The organism is Xanthomonas campestris pv. asclepiadis, assembly GCF_020784175.1.
Classification (GTDB): domain Bacteria; phylum Pseudomonadota; class Gammaproteobacteria; order Xanthomonadales; family Xanthomonadaceae; genus Xanthomonas; species Xanthomonas campestris_D.
Map to the genome: position 1 here is coordinate 43,316 of NZ_JAJGQM010000001.1, position 20,148 is coordinate 63,463.

Sequence of the window (20,148 nt, forward strand, 5' to 3'; positions counted from 1 at the left end):
CAGGCGGTCTTGGCGGCAATCGCGTGGGCCGATAAATGCGTGATCCCGCTGTAGCTCTATTTTGCTATTGACTCAACTGGTGAGTCGGGAATTCGGCATTCGGGAGTGGAGATTGGTGGAAGCCTGGATTTTTTCCACTTGGCGCGTTTCCACTTGTACGGGCAAACGTACCCTCATCCCCCTTCGGGCACCTTCTATCGATGGGAGAAGGGATGCGCCGCCAATACGCGGCGCATCTGTGTGCTAGTAGCGTGTGTGTGCGCAGGCAACGTGATGCTCGTAAAGCGCGAAAACCGGATTCAAATATCGGCCAGCGCCTGCAAATACCGCTGGCGCCAGTGGTTGATGTTGTTCTTGCGCAGATGATCCATCATCGCCCGCCAGCGCTCGATGCGCGTTGCCAACGGCATGCTTGCGGCGGTGGCGATCGCATCGGCCACGCCGTCGAGGTCGTGCGGATTGACCAGCAGCGCTTCCTTCATTTCATCGGCGGCACCGGCCAGCAACGACAGCACCAGCACGCCGGGATCCTGCGGATCCTGCGCTGCGACAAATTCCTTGGCGACCAGATTCATGCCATCGCGCAGCGGCGTGACCAGACCGACCGAGGCGGCGCGATAGAAACCGGTCAAGGTCGCATGGCTGAAGTTCTGATTGACGTAGCGTAGCGGCGTCCAATCCGGCTCGGCATGCCCGCCGTTGATATGGCCTGCGATCTGCTCAAGCTGCCCGCGCAACCGGCGATATTCGTTGACATCGCCGCGCGACACCGGCGCGATCTGCAGGTAGGTCAGGCTGCCGGACTGCTCCGGATAGCGCTCCAGATAGCGCTCGAATCCCTGGAAGCGTTCCGGCAGGCCTTTGGAATAATCCAGCCGGTCCACGCCGATCGCCAGTTGCCGGCCGCGCAGGCTTTCGCGCAGGTCGCGCACGGCCTGCTTGCCGACCGAGGCCTTGGCCTGGTTGGCGATCAACTCGGTATCGATCCCGATCGGGAAGGCCGCGGCACTGAAGCGACGCCCGCCTGGGCCCTCGACGATGTCGCCGTCCAGGATGCGGCCGCCGCCGAACAGGCGCACATAGGCCTTGAAGCGCTCGGCGTCGCGCTGGGTCTGGAAGCCGACCAGATCGTAGGCGTAGAACGTGCTGAACAGGCGCGCGTGATCTGGCATCGCCTGCATCAGGTCGGCCGAGGGCATCGGCACGTGCAGGAAGAAGCCCATCTTGCAGCCCACACCCAGCTCGCGCAGCATCGCGCCCAGTGGAATCATGTGGTAATCGTGGATCCACAGGGTGTCGCTGTCCTTCAACAACGGCGCCAGCTTTTCAGCGAAAAGCCGATTGACGCGCATGTAGCCTTCGCGAGTGGCGCGGTCGTAATCGACCAGGTCCAGGCGGAAGTGCAGCAGCGGCCACAGCGTGCGATTGGCAAAGCCGTTGTAGTACGAGTCGATGTCGCGCTTGTTGAGGTCCATCGTGACGAACTTGATGTCGCCTTCGGTCTGCTCGTGCATGCCGCCGCTGTCACCGCGCACGGTCTTGCCGCTCCAGCCGAACCACACACCACCGCGCTCCTTGAGCGCAGCCAACAAGCCCACCGCCAGGCCGCCGGCACGGTTTTCGCCGGGCACCGCAACGCGGTTGGATACCACCACCAAACGACTCATGACGCCTCCTGCCAGCTGCGCGACAAGCGCATCGCTGCAATGATCAAACCCACATGCGAATAGGTCTGGGGGAAATTCCCCCAGGCTTCGCCGTCTTCGAACGATAGATCCTCGGACAGCAAGCCGAGGTGATTGCGGCGCGAGAGGATGCGTTCGAACAATTCACGCGCCTCCTCCTTGCGACCGATCGCGGCCAGCGCGTCGATGTACCAGAACGTGCAGATGGTGAAGCTGGTTTCCGGCTCACCGAAGTCATCCGGTGCGATGTAGCGGTACAGCGCGTCGCCATGCTTGAGCACGAGGCCGACGGCTTCGACGGTGCGCACAAAGCGGCTGTCGTCGTTGGCGACGATGCCGATATCGGCCAGCAGCAACAGCGATGCATCCAGGCGATGACCGCCCAGCGTATCGGTGAAATGACCGCGTTCCTCGCTCCATGCCTCGCTCAGCACGCGCGCGCGGATGGTGTCGGCGCGCTCGCGCCAGTAGACGCTGCGCTCGGGTAGCACCAGCCGGTCGGCGATCTTGGACAGGCGATCGCAGGCAGCCCAGCACATCGCGGCGGTGTAGGTATGCACTTCGGCGCGGCCGCGGAATTCCCACAGGCCGGCATCGGGCACGTTGTGCAGCGCGAATGCGCGCTCGCCCAGCGGCTCCAGGCGGCGGAAGGTGTCCGCATCGCCTTGATCCTTCAGGCGCAGATCGAAGAACAGCTGCGTCGAAGCCAGCACCACGCTGCCATACACATCGTGCTGCTTCTGGATCCAGGCCAGGTTGCCGCGCCGTACCGGGCCCATGCTGCGATAGCCGTCCATCGTCTCGACTTCGTGCTCTTCCAGCTGCGATTCGAAACCGATGCCGTACAGCGGCTGCAGGGTGCCGTCGGCGGTGGCGATGTTGAAGATGTAGCCGATGAACTGCTCCATCGTGCGCGTGGCGCCCAGGCGATTCAGCGCACGCACCACGAACGCGGCATCGCGCAGCCAGCAATAGCGGTAATCCCAGTTGCGCGGGGTGTTGGGCGCCTCCGGGATCGAGGTGGTCATCGCTGCGATGATGGCGCCGCTGTCTTCGTACTGGCACAGCTTGAGCGTGATTGCGCTGCGGATCACCGCTTCCTGCCAGTCGAGCGGAATCGACAGATAGCGTACCCATTCGCGCCAGTATTCCTCGGTGCGTTCCTGCGCTTCCTGCACGTAACCGGTGAGCGAGCGGGTCAGCGATTCGTCCACCCCCAGCACCAGATTGACCGGGTGGCTGAGTACGAACGGCAGGCCGTCGCGCACGAAGCGCACCGGCACATCGGTGGTCAGGCGCAGCGTGAATTCGGGCAGCACCCAGCGGATGTGATTGCTGCCCCAGGTGGTTTCCGGGCTGCGGCCACCCCAGTCTGCCAGCGGGCGTGCGCGCACGATGATGCGCGGGTTGCCGGCGAGCGGGCGAATCTGCCGGATGATGCTGACGGGCCGATAGAAACGCCCGTTATTGCGCCAACGCGGCGCGAAGTCGATGACTTCCACTTCGCCGCCGTGGTGGTCGCGCAACACGGTGCGCAACACGGCGGTATTGGGCAGGTAGTGCTGCTCGCTGCTGGCGAAATCTTCCAGCTCCACGGCGAAGTCGCCGCCTTCGCCCTTGGGCGAGAGCAGCGAACAGAATGCCGGGTCGCCGTCGAAGGCCGGCAGGCAACTCCACACCACACGTGCCTGCCGATCGACCAACGCGCCGAAGCTGCAGTTGCCGATGACGCCCAGATCCAGGTTTGGCTCGGTCATGGAGTGCGAACGATCCTTTTGAAGAGAAGAGGGGAAGGCGCGCTGTGCTCAGGCCTGGCGCGCGTTGCGTTGCAGCCACGCATGCACGTCGGCGGTGCCGTCGACGCGAAAGCGCGCGCTGGTCTGGGCGCGATCGCCGACCAGCACGCTCCAGCCGCCGAGGCGATTGGCTGCTTCGAAACCGAATTCGTCGGTAAGGTCGTCGCCGACGAACACCGGCGTGCGGCCGGCGAATGCGCCCTGCTGCATCAGTTGTTCCACCGCCAGGCCCTTGTTGCTGCCTTCGGGGACGAATTCGACCACGTGGTCGCCCGGTTGCAGGCGGTACCCGGAAAGCTGGGCGATTTCCTGCTGCGCAAAGGCGAGCACGTCGGGGCCTGCCAGCGGCTGCGCGCGCCAATGCAGCGCGACGCTGACGCCCTTGTCCTCGACCAGCACACCAGGATGTCGATGCGTGAGTGCGGCGGCGCGTTGGTGCAGGCCATGCAGCCACTCGGAGGTGTCCTGCGGCATCGCCGCGCGTGCAGCGATATCGCTGCGAAGTTCGTGTCCGTGCAGGCCGGCGGCCGGGAGCAGCAGCGGCGCGAACAAGGCGTCCAGTTGCGACAGCGGTCGTCCGCTGACCAGTGCCACTGCGCCATGCAGGCGGTCACTTAACTGGCCGATGGCCGCGCGGACCTCGGGCAGGAGCCGCACAGCCTCGGGGCTGTCGGCAAAGTCGATGAGGGTACCGTCCACGTCCAGAAACAATGCGCAGGCATCGTCCAGCAATGGCGGCGACGGAAGGGGGGAGTGCACGTCTGCCATGGCGCTAGTGTGCGCAAGGCGATGTGATATTCAGGTTATGCAACAGCGGGGATTAGGGATTTGGGAGTGGGGATTGGCGATGCGCCGCCCTTGCCAATCCCTAATCCCAAATCCACCCATCCCGGCGTCAGAACGAGTAGCGCACCCGCCCGTACCAGTACGCGCCATTGCTGCCGATCGGCGAGAGCACGTCGTAGGGCAGGTTGCCGAAGTAGGCGATGTCGTCGATGGAGCGGTCCGAGTAGTTGTCGAGAATGTTCTGGCCGCCGATCGCCAGCGTCCATTGCGTGCCCAGGTGATACTCGGCTTCCAGGTCCAGCTGCCATTCCGCGCCGTAGGTCTGGCGTGGCACGAAGCCGCCGCCGAAGTCGAACACGCGCGTCGCGCTGCCATAGCGATTGACGCGGGTCTGCAGGTTCCAGTGCTCGTTGTTCCAGTTGGCGGCCAGCGCGGCGCGTGTACGTGGCGCCGCATCGGTGAGCGTGTTGCTCTCTTCAACACCGAACAGCACGTAGTCCGGGTCCAGCGCGAGCAACTGCGCCGGGGTGCCGATGACGTTCTTCAACTCGGTCTTGGCGTAGCTGTAGGTACCGGTCAGCAGCAGGTCGCCGCCGAAGGCGTACTGGCGCCAGTTGCCGACCAGCTCGGCGCCGCGGGTGCGCGTATCGGCGGCGTTGAGGAAGTAGCTGGCGCTCTGCACGCCGGCAACGGCGAAGTTCTGCTGCACGAAGTCGGTCAGCGTGGTGCCGGTGATGTCTTCGGACAGCGCGATGCGGTCGTCGATATCGATCTGGAAGAAGTCCAGCGACAGGTCGAAGTGATCGCCCAGCTGGCTGGTGAAGCCCAGGCTGTAATTGAGCGATTTTTCCGGCTTCAGATCGGTGGCGCCGAGCGCGCGTGCGATCGGGTTGTTGACCGACAGCAGGCGGCCCTGGGTCAGGCGGCCGGCGGCATCATAACCGGTGGACGTGGCTTCGTAGCCGATCTGGCTGAGGGAGGGCGCACGCACGTTGTTGGAGACCGCCCCGCGCAGCGCGAACGCCGGGGCGAAGGCATAGCGCGCGGCCAGCTTGCCGGTCCACTGGCTGCCGAAATCCTGGTAATGCTCGTAACGGCCGGCCAGGTCGGTGGAGAACTTGTCGCCGAACTGGCTGGACACGTTGGCATAGGCGCTGGCGACATTGCGCGACAGGTCGGCCTCGTCCTGCGGGGTCAGCCCGCCGCCGGCCTGCGAGCCGGTGGGGCGATCGGTGAACGGGCCGGCCGCATAGCTGGCCGGGTCGCCGGCATGGGTGCGGTATTGCTCGCGGCGGAACTCGGCACCGGTGCAGAAGGTGTGGGTGGCGCCGGCTGCATCGAACACGCGGGTCAGATCCAGGTTGCCCACGGTCTGCGCAACGGCGAAATCGCCGGTCTTGAAGCGCGTGGTGCTGCTCGGGCCGAGTGAGGCGTTGAGCGAATTGCGCAGCCGGTAGGTGAAGTCGTTGCGGCCGTAGTTGACGCTGGCGTCGTAGTCCCAGTCGCCGAGCTGCCCACGCCCGCCGGCGACGATCTGCAGATCGCGATTCTCGCCTTCGGAAATCGGGCGGTAGCCGTTGGGGTAGATCTCACGCCAGTTGGCGCTGCCATCCGGGTAACGGAAGTAATTGGCGCCTTCGGTGTCGCGCTGGTTGTAGGTGCCGAAGGCGTAGAACTCGCCGTTGGCGCTGAAGGGGACCTTGGTGTTGAGCCAGGCATTCAGGCCCTTGGTGGCGCCATCGCCGAGCACATAGTTGCGCCGGCCCGCCAGGGCCAGGTTGGCCGGGGTCTGTTCTTCGAACGATGGAATCTGGTCGAAGCCGGCCCGATTGGTCGCTTCGCGATTCTTCAGCTCCAGGCCGACCTTGAAGAAGCCGCCGTCATCGCCGAGCAGCGTGCCGACCTTGGCGCTGGCATAGCTGGTCTGGCCGTCGGTGACGCGGCGATTGATCGGCTCCACATCGGTGTTGTAGGCGCCGAAGCTGGCTTCCAGCTCGCCGCGCTCGGGGTTGTCGTCCAGGATCACGTTGATGACGCCGGCGATCGCGTCCGAGCCGTATTGCGCGCCGGCGCCGTCGCGCAGCACTTCGATGCGCTTGATCGCATTGATCGGGATGGAATTGAAATCCACCGGCGTGGTGCCCTTGCCGATCTTGCTGTCGGTATTGACCAGCGCCGAGGTATGCCGGCGCTTGCCGTTGACCAACACCAGCACCTGATCGGGCGAGAGCCCACGCAGCTGCGCGGCGCGGATATGGTCGGCGCCGCCGGAGTTGGACTGGCGCGGGAAGTTGAACGAGGGCAGCAATGCCTGCAGCGCGCTACCGAGCTCGCCATTGACCACGCCGGCCTTGCGGATGTCCTCGGCGGTGAGCACGTCCACCGGGACGGTCGATTCCAGCACGGTGCGGTCGCTGGCGCGGGTGCCGGTGACGATCACGGTGTCCAGCGTGGTGGCGCCGGTGGCGGCCTGCTGGGCCTGTGCATTGGCGCTCAACGCGGCAGCGACGGCCAGGCCGATGGCCGAAAGGGTGGGGCGGGTCATGTCTCTCTCCTGCAACAGCAACTGCGAACGCGCCGCGCGGTCGGCATCCGGCCGGGCAGGGCGCAAAGGGGTTCGGATCGTCCACATTCATCCGGATGGAGAGATATTATCGCGTTGTTCAGGCGCGTGCGAGATGGCACAGTGCGCGCACGCCGGCATCAGCTGATGCCGGCCCTGCATGAGCCCGCCCCTGATCCGTCGTAAACGTACCCGTTGTGGAGAAGTCGATGAAATTGCTGCCGTCCTGCCTGCTTGCCGCCATGCTGGCGCTGTCTGCCTGCGCCACCACCCCCGGCGGCGCGCCGGGCTCGACCACTGCCAGCCTGCAGGGCGATGCGGCGCGGCCGGCGACGGCGCGCGGTTGGGTGCGCAGCGAGCTGTACTTCGGCGTGGGCGAGGAGACCGGCCCGGCCGATCGCCCGCAGACCCGCACCATCGACGACACCCAATGGCGCGCGTTCCTGGACAAGGAAGTGACCCCGCGCTTCCCGGACGGCTTGACCGTGTTCGATGCCTACGGCCAGTGGCTGTTTCGCGGCGCCAAGGAGCCGAACCGGCTGGGCACCAAGGTGCTGGTGATCCTGCACGAGGACACCCCGCAGCGGCGCAACGACATCGAGGCGATCCGCCTGGCCTGGAAGCAGGCCACCGGGCACCAGTCGGTGTTGTGGTCGCGGCAGGCGGTGGAGGTGTCGTTCTGAGTGGCGCCGCTTGCCGCGGCCGCCGTACCTGCGGTGCGACCGCGGCGTGGGCAGCGGCACCGGCGAGTGCTGCGCGTGCGGTGCAATGATGCGCCGCATCCGTGCCTTTACAGCGGGCAGGTTCGTGCTGGGCGAGCTGCCAGACCGGGTGACCATGCGCCTTGAGGATCTGCGCCGGCTGCGTGTGCGCGCTGCCGGCGTGTGGCTGTCGACGGCGCTAGCCGGCCTGTCGTTCGCGGCGATGGCGCGCGACACCAGCGTGCAGGTGACGATCGATGCGCACACGCATGCCACCGCCACGCTGGTCGGCGAACGCCTGCATGTGGTGTTCACTCCGGGCGGCAAGGAGCAATGGCTCGACGCGACTGTGGACGACGGCGAAGGCGGTGCCGGCGTGGACAGCGACGACTACAACTTCGACGGACACCCGGATCTTGCGGTGTCGGCGATGCTCGGCCAGGTCAACGAGGCGGTGCTGGTATTTGTATTCGATCCGGCGCAACGGCGCTTTCGTGCGCTGACCGCGCCCACGCGCCCGGCAGTGCAGTGCGAGGGTTTCTTCAATCTGACGCCCGACAAGCAGCAGCGCAGCCTGACCAGCTCCTGCCGCAGCGGGCCGATGTGGTACACCGATGTGTATCGCTACGCGGCCGATGGGCGGTTGTATGTGGCCAGGACACAGCAGCCGATCGCCTCGCCCGACATCCAGACCTTGCTGGATCCAGGCAGCGACGATGGCATGCCGCTGTCGGTATGGCCGCGCTATGACGCGCGTGGCGTGCGGGTGTCCAGCGCGATCGGCACCACGCTGGACGCGCCGATGCCGGTGCAGTTGCACGTGCAGGTGGCGCGGCTGCCGCTGTACGCTACACCTTCGGCAACCAGCACCAAGCGCTATCTGGTGCAGGGCGATCGGGCCGATGCGCTGGATGTCAGCGCCGACGCCACGCGCGTGCAGGTGCGCTATCGCAGTGCCAACCGCGGCGATATCGTCGGCTGGATCGAGGTCGAGGCGGCGATGAAGTAGCGTGCGTCGCTACCTCAAGGCCGCCGCGCACAGGGCTGGCAGGCGCAGTCGCGGCGACACGCTCTGATCCACCGTGGCGCTGTCGCGCGTGATGAGCAGCGGCTACCATCGGCCGATCCCCACGCTTCCTGGCTCCCATGTCGGCCCCTTCCTCGCGTACTGCGGCATCGCCGCGCTGGTTCGTCGCCGGCGACCTCAATGGCTTCTTCGGCCTGGTCGTCGACAATCTCTCCATCCTCGGTTTCATTGCGATGGCACTGGTCGGGATGTTCCAGTTCCCGGCCGAGGTGGTGTTCGGGCGCATGTTTCCCGGCACCGCGTTTGGCGTGCTGGTGGGCAACCTGCTCTACACCTTGATGGCGCGGCGGCTTGCCGCACGCAGCGGGCGCGACGATGTCACCGCAATGCCGCTGGGCCTGGATGCGCCGACCAGCATCGGCATGGCGCTGTTGGTGCTGGGCCCGGCGTTCGTCGGCTTCAAGGCGCAGGGGCTGGACCCGCAGGCGGCCGCCATCGCCACCTGGAAACTCGGCATGGCCTCGCTGGTGGTGATGGGCCTGCTCAAGCTGGTGCTGTCGTTCGTCGGCGAGGCGGTCACGCGCGCGCTGCCGCGTGCGGCCTTGCTCGGTTCAATCGCCGGCATCGCGCTGGTGCTGATGGGCCTGTTGCCGCTGCTGGAAACCCTGCGTTCGCCGGTGGCCGGCTTCGTCACCCTGGGCCTGCTGTTGTACGTGCTGCTGGCCAAGGGCCGGCTGCCGACCAAGTTGCCTGGCGTGCTGGTGGCGTTCGTGATCGGCACTGCGTTGTATTACGGGCTGGGACTGGCGGGCCTGGGTGCGCCGGGCTTTGCGGTGCCTGCGTTCACGCCGCCGAAGATCGTGTTGCCGTTACCGAACCTGGGCTTCATCGACGGCCTGCCGGCCACCGTGGCGTATCTGCCGTTGCTCCTGCCGTTCGGCCTGTTGATGGTGGTGGGCGGCATCAATGTCAGCGAGAGCGCGCGCGCCGCAGGCGATGACTACCGCACCCGCGACATCCTGCTGGTGGAAGCCTTGGCGACGCTGGTCGCCGGCGTCTGCGGCGGGGTGGCGCAGACCACGCCGTACATCGGTCAGCCAGCCTACAAGCACATGGGCGCGCGCTCCGGTTACACGTTGCTGACCGGCCTGTTCGTCGGTATCGGCGGCATGCTCGGTGTGATCTCCGGGTTGGTGCAGTGGCTGCCGCTGGCGGTGCTGGCACCGATCATCGTGTACGTGTCGATCGACATCACCACGCAGGCGTTCCAGGCCACGCCCAGGCAGCATGCCGGCGCGATGGTGCTGGGCTTTCTGCCGTCGGTGGCGTACCTGCTGACCATCAAGGCGCCGGGCTGGATCCCGCCGGATCAGCTGATCGCACTCACCACCAAGCTCGATGGGCACGGCCTGCCGGAGTTGGCGGTGATCTTCGCGTTGGGCAATGGTTTCATCATCACCGCGATGCTGTGGATCGCCGCAGTGGCGGCGATGATCGATGGCCGGCTGCGACGCGGTGCGGTGTTCCTGCTGGTGGCCGCCGGGCTGACGCTGTTCGGCCTGATCCACTCGGTGGACCCGCGCGGCGGCATCTATCTGCCGTGGTCGCTGCACGGCCTGTCGCGCGTGATCAGCTGGCAGTTCGTCGGTGCCTATGTCGCGCTGGCGGTGACCTTGCTGCTGCTCTCGCTGCTGCCCGCACGCAAGGACGTAGTGCAATGAGATCCTGCTCGGGTGTATTGCGCGTGGTCATCGGTGGCGCGCTGTTGCTTGGCGCCAGCGGTGCCTGGGCGGCGTCGTTCGATTGCAAGCAGGCAGGCACGGCGGTCGAAAAACGGCTATGCGCGGTGCCGGCGCTGAGCAATCTGGATGACCAGTTGGACGAGTCCTATCGGGCGCTGCTGGACACCACGCCGCGCAACGCGGTCGCAGGCGTGCGTGATCAGCAACGCGCCTGGCTTCGGCAGCGCAATGCCTGCGCGCAGGACGCCAAGCCGGACGACTGCCTGCAACGCACAGTGGAGGCCAGGGCCGATGTGCTGGCCAAGTCGCTCGTTGCGCAGCAACAGGTGCTGGACCGCATCATCGCGGCGATTCCCGCCGCGCCTGCCGACGCCGCGCGCCAGTTGCAGGGCTACGACACGCCGCTGGCCTCGGCGTGGCTGGCGTATCTGCATCAGTTTGTCCCCGCCGCGGGCGTGGATGCGAAGCTGGCGAGTGCGCGGTTTGAAAGTGCACGCAAGGCGCTGCGCAAGGTCGACGACTTCGCCGCATCCTTGCTCGACGATGTGGATGGCATGCCCGCCATGCATGCGCAGGAACGCGTGCTGACATTGCTGCGGATGTGGATCGAACGCGACAACAGCGATCATCGTCCTTACGTGCACTGCTTCATCTTCGCCGCAGTGGGTGAGCCGGCGTATGAGGCATTCGGGTCGCTGTATGGCTCGACACGCGACGGGTTCGCGCCGATCTGCGAGCCGCCGGGCGGTCTGTTTGCATTGGCCAGCTGGAAGCAGCTGGATGCCGGCTTCGACGGATTGATCGAGGCCCTGAGCAAGGACGCAGGCACCATTCGCTACGCCAGTTACGCCGAGTGGAAAATCATCGCGCTACGCGCGTCGGTGTCGCCGTTGCTGTATCTGACACCGGCATTGCGCAAGCGCTACGGCGAGGATCCGGACAAGGCGATTGCCGCCTGGACTGGGGAAGACAGCGATTGGCCGGCGGCACAGCGCAAGGCCGTGCGCGCGTTGCTGCCGAAGGTACGCGCCGACACTGCCGCATGGCTGGTGCGCGAGAAGCGCCTGCCTGCGAAACAGGCCGAGCAGGCGGCCGCGGCGATCGTGGCGGCCTGGGTGAATGCGCGGCTGGATTTTGCGAGCTGAGAGCGGTGGGCACGCCTGCTCGCGGATTTCAGGCGGGTGGCGGTGTCGCTTGGTGCGGCAACGCGGTCGTCCTGGTCCGAGACCAGGCGATGTGGATGAGCCGAAGCCGAAGCCAAAGCCGAAGCCAAAGCCAAAGCCAAAGCCAAAGCCGAAGCCAAAGCCGAAGCCGAAGCCGAAGCCGAAGCCGAAGCCGAAGCCGAAGCCAAAGCATGCGATCTGCAAGTTTGCTGCCGGGCCCTTGCCCGCCCATCATCGCGGGACACGCCGCAAGTACGTCCTTGTAGGCTCCGGCGCGGCATCCATGCCGCTCAGGGTCCCGCGACGGTGAGCGGGCAAGGACCAGTTGAAATGGTCGGTACGCAAAGTAAGAGCAGTGCTGGGTGCGCCTTGTTCGATCGTGAAGCATCGGCTCCACGTCTGATGCGCACCGTACGACAGACGGCTTTTCAGATGAGCGCCGACCGACTGTCTGGTGCGGTGTCCTTGCCGGTTGCGGGACCGTGTGGCGGCATGGATGCCGCCACCGAGCCTCCAGGGACGGATTCACGGCGTGTCCCGCGAGCGGTGAGGGCGCCGCGCCTCTCGACTCATTGCTTGATTGCATCATCGCCGCACATCGATGGAACCACCGCGATCTCTCATGGTCACACCCTGGATGATGTCGATGTAAGGAGTTCCATGATGCAATCCAAGTCTTCGCGTTGGCCGTGGCTGCTGGCTGTGCCGGTGGTGGCCGGTGCCGCCTGGTGGCTATTCAGCGGGTCACCCACTGCGCCGGGCGCGTTGCCTGCGCCGATCAGCCAGACCGCCAGCGCCGTGGCCGCGGCGGTGACCCCCGCGCCGCCGGCACCGGCCGGGCCGCGGCATCCGGTGCAGCAGCCCTTGGCCGATGCCGCTGACGCCGCGATTCCTGCGCTGGCACAGAGCGATGCGGCTGCGTGGCAGGCCTTGCTGGAGCTGGTGCAGGACGATGGCGCCTTGTCGATCGTGCTGCGCAAGCACCTGATCGAACGGGTTGTGGTGATGATCGACAATCTCACCCAGCCCAGCATCAGCCGTCGCGCATCGGTGCTGCAGCCGGTGGCGGATGAATTTGCGGTGTCCGATGCCAACGGGAGTGTGGTGATCGATCAGGCCAATGCGGCGCGATATGCGCCTTACGTGGCGGCGTTCACCCAGGTGGATGCGCAGGCGCTGGTGCGCAGTTATGTGCGTTTCTATCCGCTGTTCCAGCAGGCGTATGCCGATCTGGGCGCGCCGGACCGCTACTTCAACGACCGCGTGATCGATGTGATCGATCACCTGCTGCGCACGCCCGATCCGGCACAGCCGATCAAGGTGCAGCGCGACGAGCGCGGCCGTTATCGTTTTGTCGATCCGGCGCTGGAGTCGTTGTCGGTCGGTCAAAAGGCGCTGCTGCGGTTGGGGCCTGCGCAAGCGACTGCAGTGAAGGCGCAGTTGCAGCGGATCCGCACGGCGTTGCTGCAGGGACGTTGAAGCGGCGTGTGGTGGCGCGAGGATAAGGCCGCCCGGTGCGGCCTTGCATGCATGGTTGCAGCTTCGCGCGGCATTCCGGCATGAAGCAACGGTTCGGCGGCACGCGCTACGCCACGTGCCGCCATTGCTTACGCCGCATCCAGTTCCGGATAGTGGCGGAAGATGCAGTTGGTATTGAACGCCACGCGTCGTTCGGATGTGAGATAGGCCGCGATGCGCGGGCGCGCGGCCACGCGTTGCTGCAAGGCCTTCAGGCCGGGAAGATCGGCCGATAGTGTCTTCATGCGCTTGGGGAACATGTAGTCCAGCCCGCTGATCAGCTGGAACAACGACAGGTCCACGTACGAATGCGCGCCCAGCACGTGCGTGCCGCCGGCCTGTTGCAGCACCTGCTCGAAGTAGCCCAGGAACTTGGGCAGGCGGTTGTCGCGCAGGTCCTTGGCACGCTTGGCTGCCTCGGCTTTCTGATCTTCGTAATACAGGCCGGTGGCGATCGGATGATGGCTGTCGTGCACCTCGGCCACCAGGTCGGTGATGGTCAGTTGCAGTTGCAATGCCTGGATGCGCTGCGCGTCCGAGTCCGGCACCAGTTGCAGTTGCGGCCCGATGACATGCAGGATTGCAGCGACCTGTGCAACCACCGTGTCGCCGGCCTTGAGGAAGGGCGGTGCGAACGGCTGCGCGCCGGCCTGGTGGCCTTCCAGAAAGGCATTCATCACTTCATCGCCTTCGACACGCGCCACGTCGATGTAGTCGGCGCCGGCGTCTTCCAGTGCGAGTCGGACGAATTCGCCGCGGCCTTGCAGGCCGGTCCAGTAATAGAGCTGATAGTGCATGCGCTGCTCCGCGATCGATGGCGTTACAGCGTAGAAACCGCGCGGCTAGGCGGGCGTGATCGAAGCGTCAGCGGGCTGTGACCCGATATCATCGTGCTGTTGCGCCAGTAGCCAGGCCAGCTTGCGCGCGCGCGGTTGCTGCTTGAGCTGCCACTCCGCGCGCGAGGCGGCGGCGCGGTCCACATACGGATGGCTGGCAAGCAGTTCCAACGGCGGATTTGCACGCGTGTAGCGCGCGCCGGTCCCGCGCTGATGCGCCTGGAAGCGCCGTTCCAGATCGTTGGTGATGCCGGCGTAATAGCTGCCGTTGCGACATAGCAGCAGATAGAGGTGCCAGGGCTTGGGTGCATCCATGGGTCCATTATCGCCATTGGCCTGGTGTCGTGCAGCGATGGTCTTGGCGAGCGCTGGGCACGGGTGGTCGACACGCTGCGGCGCGTGAGTGAATAACCACCTAAATATTGGTTATTTGACGCTCGCGGCCGCTGCAAACAGCATGCGCTACTGCGTTGCAGCGCCATGCATGCACTGCGGCCGGGTCGCCGTGCATGCATGGCGCTCGCCAATTCGCAAAAAATCTCCCCACGCTGCTGCACGACAGCCGACGCCACGAAAGGACGTACATGCCTGCGCGACACCGGACCCCTGCAAGGATCCTCGCTGCTTCGAGATGGTTGGCCAGGCCGCAGGTGCTGGCGTGGAGTCTGGTGTGGGCATGTGCGCCGGTGCTGGCCGATGAAGTGGGCGAGGCTGCTGCGACACCGGAGCACGCCGCGCAAACCCTGGGCGCGGTCACCGTGACCGCCACGCGTCGCGAAACCACCTTGCAGCAGGTGCCGGTGGCGGTATCGGTGTTGCAGGGCGAGACGCTGGAGCGCGAAAACCGCAACAGCGTGGCCGACCTGCCGGCGCTGGTGCCCAGCCTGAGCTTTCGCAACGGTGCCTCCAACAAGGACACCTCGTTGTTCCTGCGTGGCGTGGGCACCATTTCCACCTCGCCAGGCGTCGAGCCCAGCGTGGCGACGGTGATCGACGGCGTGGTGCTGGGGCGTCCGGGCCAGGCCACGTTGGATCTGCTCGATGTCGAGCGCATCGAAGTCCTGCGCGGGCCGCAGGGCACCTTGTTCGGCAAGAACGCCTCCGCCGGCGTGCTCAATATCGTCAGCAAGCCGGCGCCGGAGCTGTTCGGCGGCTATGTGGATTACTCGCACTTCGGTGGCGGCGACGAAGACCGCGTGCGTGCCAGCGTCGGCGGCACGCTGGTGCCGGAACTGCTCAAGGCCAGCGTTTCGGCATTGTGGGCCGAGTACGGCGGCAACGTGCGCAATGTGGCCGACGGCCAGACCGTCAACGGCTACCGGCGCGCCGGCGCGCGCTTGCGGCTGGACCTGAGCCCGAACCCGGATTTGAACGCGACGCTGCTCGCCGACTACCTGCAATCGCACAGCGACGCGCCCAGCGGTGTGGTGGTGGACAGTACGCGTGCCGACTTCGCCGCGGCGCTGGCACCGGTCATCGCCAGGGACGACAACCGGCAGATCAACAGCGATTACCGCACGTACCTGGACGACATCAACAAGGGCGCCTCGCTGCAGCTGGACCAGCAGCTCGGCGATGCGCTGCTGACCTCGATCAGCGCGTGGCGGCAGTGGGATAACACCCAGTTCCAGGATGGCGATCGTACTGCGCAACGCAGCGCGGCGTTTCCGTCCTCGCACGACCGTGGCGATCTGGGCTATACGCAGTATTCGCAGGAATTGCGCATCCAGACCCCGCGCGACCGTGCGGTGGAGGCGGTCGCCGGGCTGTATTACCTGCATGCGCGCAACGACGAAACCTACCGCCGCACGGTGACGACGCCCACCGCCAGCAACGTGGGCGTGGCCGATTACGCCACCCGCGCGGAAACCTATGCCGCCTTCGGCGAGGCCACCTGGCATTGGCGCCCGGATCTGCGCGCCCTGCTGGGCGCACGCCTTACCCGCGATACGCTCGACTACCGACATCAGCGCGTGTCCAGCTCCGTAACGTCAGTCACCGGTATCCAGCCGTCCACCGCAAGCAGCGGCAGCACCTCAGAAAACGGCGTGTCGGGCCGTACCGGCCTGCAATACGATTTCGATGCGCGGACCACCGGCTACCTGACCTATTCGCGCGGCTACAAGGGCCCGGCCTACAACGTATTCTTCAACATGCAGCAGCGCGATACGCCGGCGCTGAAGCCGGAAACCTCCAACGCCTGGGAACTGGGCCTGAAGGCGCGTGCGTTGGACGATCGCCTCAGTGCGAACGTGGCGCTGTTCCATATCGAATACGCCAACTATCAGGCCAACTTCTTCGACACCGTGGCCGGGCAGGTGGTGACGCGCCTGATCAACGCCGGGCAGGTGCGCACGCGGGGTCTGGAGCTGGATCTGGAGTATCGGCCCACCGAGCGGCTCAGCCTGGCCGCCTCGCTGGCCTATACGCAGGCGCGCATCCAGCGGTTTGCCTGCCCCGCGGCCGCGGCGGCCAACTGCAATGTCGACGGCAGGCCGTTGCCGTTTTCGCCGGACTGGAAGGGCAATCTGCGCGCCGGATATCGCCTGCCGCTGCGCGGCAGCCTGGCGCTGGAATTCAACGGCGACGTGAGCTGGCAGGACAGCGTGCAGTACGACCTCAGCCAGACCCCGCAAACCGTCCAGGGCCCGTATGCGATCTGGAACGCCAGCATTGCGCTGGCCGACGATGCGCATGGCTGGCGGGTGGCGGTGCTCGGTCGCAATCTCGGCGACCGCGCGTATGCGCCGCTATTGGCCAATGCCACCGGCAACGTGTACCGGCTGGTGCCGCGCGACGACCAGCGCTATGTCGGGCTGCAATTGCACAAGGATTTTTGACGATGCGTGTGATGGTTTTCGATATCGATTTGAACAATGCGGGTGTTACCCACGGTAGGCTGCAATGAGCGCCGCACGTCAGCTTTCGCTCGGGGCGTTTTTGATGGCCACTGGCCACCACGTGGCCGCATGGCGGCACCCGCAGGCCAGTGCCGACCCGCTGGTGTTCGACCACTACCGTGAGATGGTGCGCATTGCCGAGGCCGCCAGGTTCGATGCGGTGTTCGTCGCCGACAGCCTGGCTGCGGCCGGCGGGCCGGTGGCATCGCGGATGGCGCGCTCCAGCCTGTTCGAACCGCTCACGCTGCTGAGCGCGTTGGCGGTGGTGAGCGAGCGCATCGGCCTGATCGCCACCATGACCACCAGCTACAACGAGCCGTATCACGTGGCGCGCAAGTTCGCCTCGCTGGATCATCTGTCCGGTGGGCGTGCCGGCTGGAATCTGGTCACCTCCGATGCCGCCGACGAAGCATTGAACTTCAACCGCGACGCGCATTACGTGCATGCCGAGCGCTATGCGCGGGCGCGCGAATTCCAGCAGGTGGTCGCGGGGCTATGGGACAGCTGGGACGACGATGCCTTCATCGCCGATACCGCCGCCGGCGTGCACTACGATCCGGCGCGGTTGCATGTGCTGGACCATCGCGGCGCGCACTTCCAGGTCCGCGGCCCGCTCAACATCGCGCGTGCGCCGCAGGGGCATCCGGTGCTGGTGCAGGCCGGCTCGTCCGAGCCCGGGCGTGCGCTGGCTGCGGAAACTGCCGAGGTGGTGTTCACCGCGCAGTCGTCGCTGGCCAAGGCGCAGGCGTTCTATGCCGACATGAAGGGGCGGCTGGAACAGTTCGGGCGCGCGCGCGATGCGTTGAAGGTGATGCCGGGTGTGTTCATCGTGGTCGGGCAGAGCCAGGCCGAGGCGCAGGACAAGTTCGCGCAGTTCCAGGAGTTGGTGGAGCCGGAGGTCGGCATCGCGCTGCTGTCGCGCATGCTGGGCAACTTCGATCTGTCCGGCTATCCGCCCGATGGCCCGTTGCCGGAATTGCCGCTCACCGAAACCGGCCAGCGCAGCCGCCAGCAGTTGTTCACCGAGCTGGCCGGACAGGAGCAACTGAGCATTGCCCAGCTCGGCCGGCGTATCGCAGGTGGACGCGGGCACTACAGCCTGATCGGCACGCCGACACAGATTGCCGACGAGCTGCAGGCCTGGTTCGAAGGCGAGGCCGCGGACGGTTTCAATGTGCTGGTGCCGCATCTGCCCGGCGGCCTGGCCGATGTGGCCACGCAGGTGGTGCCCGAGCTGCAGCGGCGTGGACTGTTCCGGCGTGAATATGCAGGGCGCACCTTGCGCGATCATCTGGGGCTGGCACGCCCCGTCAATCGCTTCAGCGCACGCTGACTCACCGGATACCCTGATGACCTATCTCGCACATCCCGATCGTTACGACCGTATCGCCTACCGCCGTGTCGGCCGCAGCGGCCTTGTCCTGCCTGCGCTATCGCTGGGCCTGTGGCACAACTTCGGCGACAGCACGCCGATCGACACGCAGCGCGCATTGCTGCGGACCGCCTTCGACCTGGGCATCACCCATTTCGATCTGGCCAACAACTACGGCCCGCCGTATGGCAGCGCGGAACTCAACTTCGGCCGCCTGCTGCGTGAAGACTTCAAGCCGTATCGCGATGAATTGATCCTCTCCACCAAGGCCGGTTGGGACATGTGGCCGGGCCCGTACGGGCAGGGCGGCAGTTCGCGCAAGTACCTGCTGTCCAGCCTGGACCAGAGCCTGCAACGCCTGGGCGTGGACTACGTGGACATCTTCTACTCGCACCGCTTCGATGCGGACACGCCGCTGGAAGAGACCGCCGGTGCACTGGCCAGCGCGGTGCAGCAGGGCAAGGCGCTGTATGTGGGCGTGTCGTCGTACTCGGCGGCGCGCACGCGCGAAATCGCCGCGTTGTTGCGCGAGTGGAAGGTGCCGTTGCTGATCCATCAGCCGGCCTACAACCTGTTCAATCGCTGGGCCGAGCACGAATTGTTCGATGCAACCGAGGAGGTCGGCACCGGCGTCATTGCCTTCACGCCGCTGGCGCAGGGCCTGTTGACCGGCAAGTACCTCAATGGCGTGCCTGGCGATGCGCGGGTGAATCGTGCCGGTGGCGAGTCGCTGCGGCCGGAACATCTGTCCGAGGCCAACCTGCAGCGCGCACGCGGGCTGGATGCGATCGCGCAGCGGCGTGGGCAGAGCCTGGCGCAGCTGGCCTTGGCCTGGGTGCTGCGCGACCGGCGGGTGAGCTCGGCATTGCTGGGCGCCAGCCGTCCGGAGCAGTTGATCGAAAACGTCGCGGCCTTGCAGACGCCGGAGTTCAGTGCGGAAGAGCTGGCCGAGATTGAGCGCTTTGCGATCGAAGGTGGCGTGAACCTCTGGGAAAAACCGTCCACCGATTGGCAATGAGGAACACTCCGATGCGCTACCGTTTTTTGTTTGCTGCATTGCTGTTGTCCGGCATCGCGTGGCTGCAACCCGCAGCGGCGGCCGAGCCGGCGCAGCTGCGTATCGGCTATCAGAAAGCGGTGTCCAGCCTGGTGCTGGCCAAGCAGCATCGGTTGCTGGAGCAGCGCTTCCCGCGCACCAGAATCAGCTGGGTCGAGTTTCCGGCCGGCCCGCAGCTGCTGGAAGCCCTGAACGTGGGCAGCATCGACCTGGGCGGTGCGGGCGATATTCCGCCGCTGTTCGCGCAGGCCGCCGGTGCCGACCTGCTGTACGTGGGCTGGGTGCCGCCCACGCCCAAGGCCGAGACCATCCTGGTGCCGGCCAACAGCACGCTGCGGCGCGTGGCCGATCTCAAGGGCAAGCGGGTTGCGTTTCAGAAAGGCTCCAGCGCGCACAACCTGTTGTTGCGCCTGTTGGCCAAGTCCGGCCTGGGCATGCGCGACATCACGCCGTTGTATCTGTCGCCGGCCAATGCACGTGCGGCGTTTGCCGCCGGGCAGGTGGATGCCTGGGCGATCTGGGACCCGTGGTATTCGGCACTGACGCTGGATGGCAGCGCACGCCTGCTCGCCAATGGCGAAGGGCTGGGGCTGACCGGTGGGTTCTTCCTGTCCTCGCGCCGTTACGCCACCGCCTGGGGTCCGTTCTTGCAGCAAGTGATGGCGCAGCTCAACCAGGCCGATGGGCTATTGGAACGCGATCGTGCCGGCAGCATCAAGGTGCTGGCGCAGGTCAGCGGGCTGTCGCCTGCGGTGGTCGAGCGCACGCTGACGCACCGCCCGCCGGCCAGCGTGCAGCCGCTCAGCGCCGAGGTCATCAAGGCGCAGCAGGCCACTGCCGATCTGTTCTACGCGCAGCGCTTGTTGCCCAAACGCGTGCTGGTGGCGCCCGCGGTGTGGCGTGCGCCCGCGGTTGCCGCCGCGCAAGTGGCGGACAAGCAGGCGGCGGGCAAGTGATGCGCGCAAGCCGCAACACACTTGCAAACAGGAGCGCGCGCGCAAG

15 protein-coding genes are annotated in these 20,148 nt (G+C 66.1%); 9 read left to right on the plus strand and 6 right to left on the minus strand.

Going from position 1 to position 20,148, the window contains the following annotated elements; all coding sequences use genetic code 11:
- Positions 1-299: 299 nt before the first annotated feature.
- From otsA to LL972_RS00215, 4 genes are all read right to left on the minus strand, one after another.
- Positions 300-1,667: an alpha,alpha-trehalose-phosphate synthase (UDP-forming) gene (otsA, locus tag LL972_RS00200; RefSeq protein ID WP_104583636.1), complete on the minus strand. Its 1,368-nt coding sequence runs from the start codon at positions 1,665-1,667 to the stop codon at positions 300-302.
- Positions 1,664-3,442: a glycoside hydrolase family 15 protein gene (locus LL972_RS00205; RefSeq protein ID WP_228325900.1), complete on the minus strand. Its 1,779-nt coding sequence runs from the start codon at positions 3,440-3,442 to the stop codon at positions 1,664-1,666. The genes otsA and LL972_RS00205 overlap by 4 nt, the downstream gene beginning before the upstream one ends.
- A 48-nt stretch (positions 3,443-3,490) precedes the next feature.
- Complete coding sequence (otsB, locus tag LL972_RS00210; protein WP_102580636.1) at positions 3,491-4,249, minus strand: trehalose-phosphatase; 759 nt, start codon at positions 4,247-4,249, stop codon at positions 3,491-3,493.
- Positions 4,250-4,376: 127 nt separating this feature from the next.
- The gene (locus tag LL972_RS00215; protein ID WP_228325901.1) at positions 4,377-6,812 is read right to left on the minus strand and encodes a TonB-dependent receptor plug domain-containing protein; all 2,436 of its coding nucleotides are present in this window, start codon (positions 6,810-6,812) and stop codon (positions 4,377-4,379) included.
- A 227-nt stretch (positions 6,813-7,039) separates the two neighbouring features.
- On the opposite strand from LL972_RS00215, the gene LL972_RS00220 reads away from it, so the two are divergent.
- The 5 genes from LL972_RS00220 (at position 7,040) to LL972_RS00240 (ending at position 12,942) form a co-directional block, all read left to right on the plus strand.
- Entirely contained in the window at positions 7,040-7,513 is a 474-nt protein-coding gene (locus LL972_RS00220) for a DUF3574 domain-containing protein (protein WP_205394006.1), read from the plus strand.
- 154 nt (positions 7,514-7,667) lie between these two features.
- Positions 7,668-8,540: an XAC2610-related protein gene (locus tag LL972_RS00225; protein ID WP_228326016.1), complete on the plus strand. Its 873-nt coding sequence runs from the start codon at positions 7,668-7,670 to the stop codon at positions 8,538-8,540.
- Positions 8,541-8,677: 137 nt separating this feature from the next.
- The gene (locus tag LL972_RS00230) at positions 8,678-10,279 is read left to right on the plus strand and encodes a hypothetical protein (protein WP_228325902.1); all 1,602 of its coding nucleotides are present in this window, start codon (positions 8,678-8,680) and stop codon (positions 10,277-10,279) included.
- Positions 10,276-11,445 carry a lysozyme inhibitor LprI family protein gene (locus tag LL972_RS00235; protein ID WP_228325903.1) on the plus strand — a complete coding sequence of 390 codons (1,170 nt, stop codon included), beginning with the start codon at positions 10,276-10,278 and terminating at the stop codon, positions 11,443-11,445. Before LL972_RS00230 ends, LL972_RS00235 begins: the two co-directional genes overlap by 4 nt.
- 681 nt (positions 11,446-12,126) lie before the next feature.
- Positions 12,127-12,942 (plus strand): DUF3014 domain-containing protein, encoded by an 816-nt coding sequence (locus LL972_RS00240; protein WP_228325904.1) that lies wholly within the window; start codon positions 12,127-12,129, stop codon positions 12,940-12,942.
- 128 nt (positions 12,943-13,070) lie between these two features.
- Here LL972_RS00240 and LL972_RS00245 read toward each other — a convergent pair whose 3' ends face one another.
- Entirely contained in the window at positions 13,071-13,778 is a 708-nt protein-coding gene (locus LL972_RS00245) for a glutathione S-transferase family protein (RefSeq protein WP_228325905.1), read from the minus strand.
- A 45-nt stretch (positions 13,779-13,823) separates the two neighbouring features.
- Positions 13,824-14,132 carry a GIY-YIG nuclease family protein gene (locus LL972_RS00250; RefSeq protein ID WP_228325906.1) on the minus strand — a complete coding sequence of 103 codons (309 nt, stop codon included), beginning with the start codon at positions 14,130-14,132 and terminating at the stop codon, positions 13,824-13,826.
- 269 nt (positions 14,133-14,401) lie between these two features.
- Between LL972_RS00250 and LL972_RS00255 the strand changes: the two genes are divergently transcribed.
- From LL972_RS00255 to LL972_RS00270, 4 genes are all read left to right on the plus strand, one after another.
- Positions 14,402-16,657 carry a TonB-dependent receptor gene (locus tag LL972_RS00255; RefSeq protein WP_228325907.1) on the plus strand — a complete coding sequence of 752 codons (2,256 nt, stop codon included), beginning with the start codon at positions 14,402-14,404 and terminating at the stop codon, positions 16,655-16,657.
- A gap of 64 nt (positions 16,658-16,721) precedes the next feature.
- The gene (locus tag LL972_RS00260; RefSeq protein WP_228325908.1) at positions 16,722-18,050 is read left to right on the plus strand and encodes an LLM class flavin-dependent oxidoreductase; all 1,329 of its coding nucleotides are present in this window, start codon (positions 16,722-16,724) and stop codon (positions 18,048-18,050) included.
- Positions 18,051-18,066: 16 nt separating this feature from the next.
- Positions 18,067-19,107 (plus strand): L-glyceraldehyde 3-phosphate reductase, encoded by a 1,041-nt coding sequence (gene mgrA / locus LL972_RS00265; RefSeq protein WP_228325909.1) that lies wholly within the window; start codon positions 18,067-18,069, stop codon positions 19,105-19,107.
- 11 nt (positions 19,108-19,118) lie between these two features.
- The gene (locus LL972_RS00270; protein WP_228325910.1) at positions 19,119-20,102 is read left to right on the plus strand and encodes an aliphatic sulfonate ABC transporter substrate-binding protein; all 984 of its coding nucleotides are present in this window, start codon (positions 19,119-19,121) and stop codon (positions 20,100-20,102) included.
- Positions 20,103-20,148 lie beyond the last annotated feature (46 nt).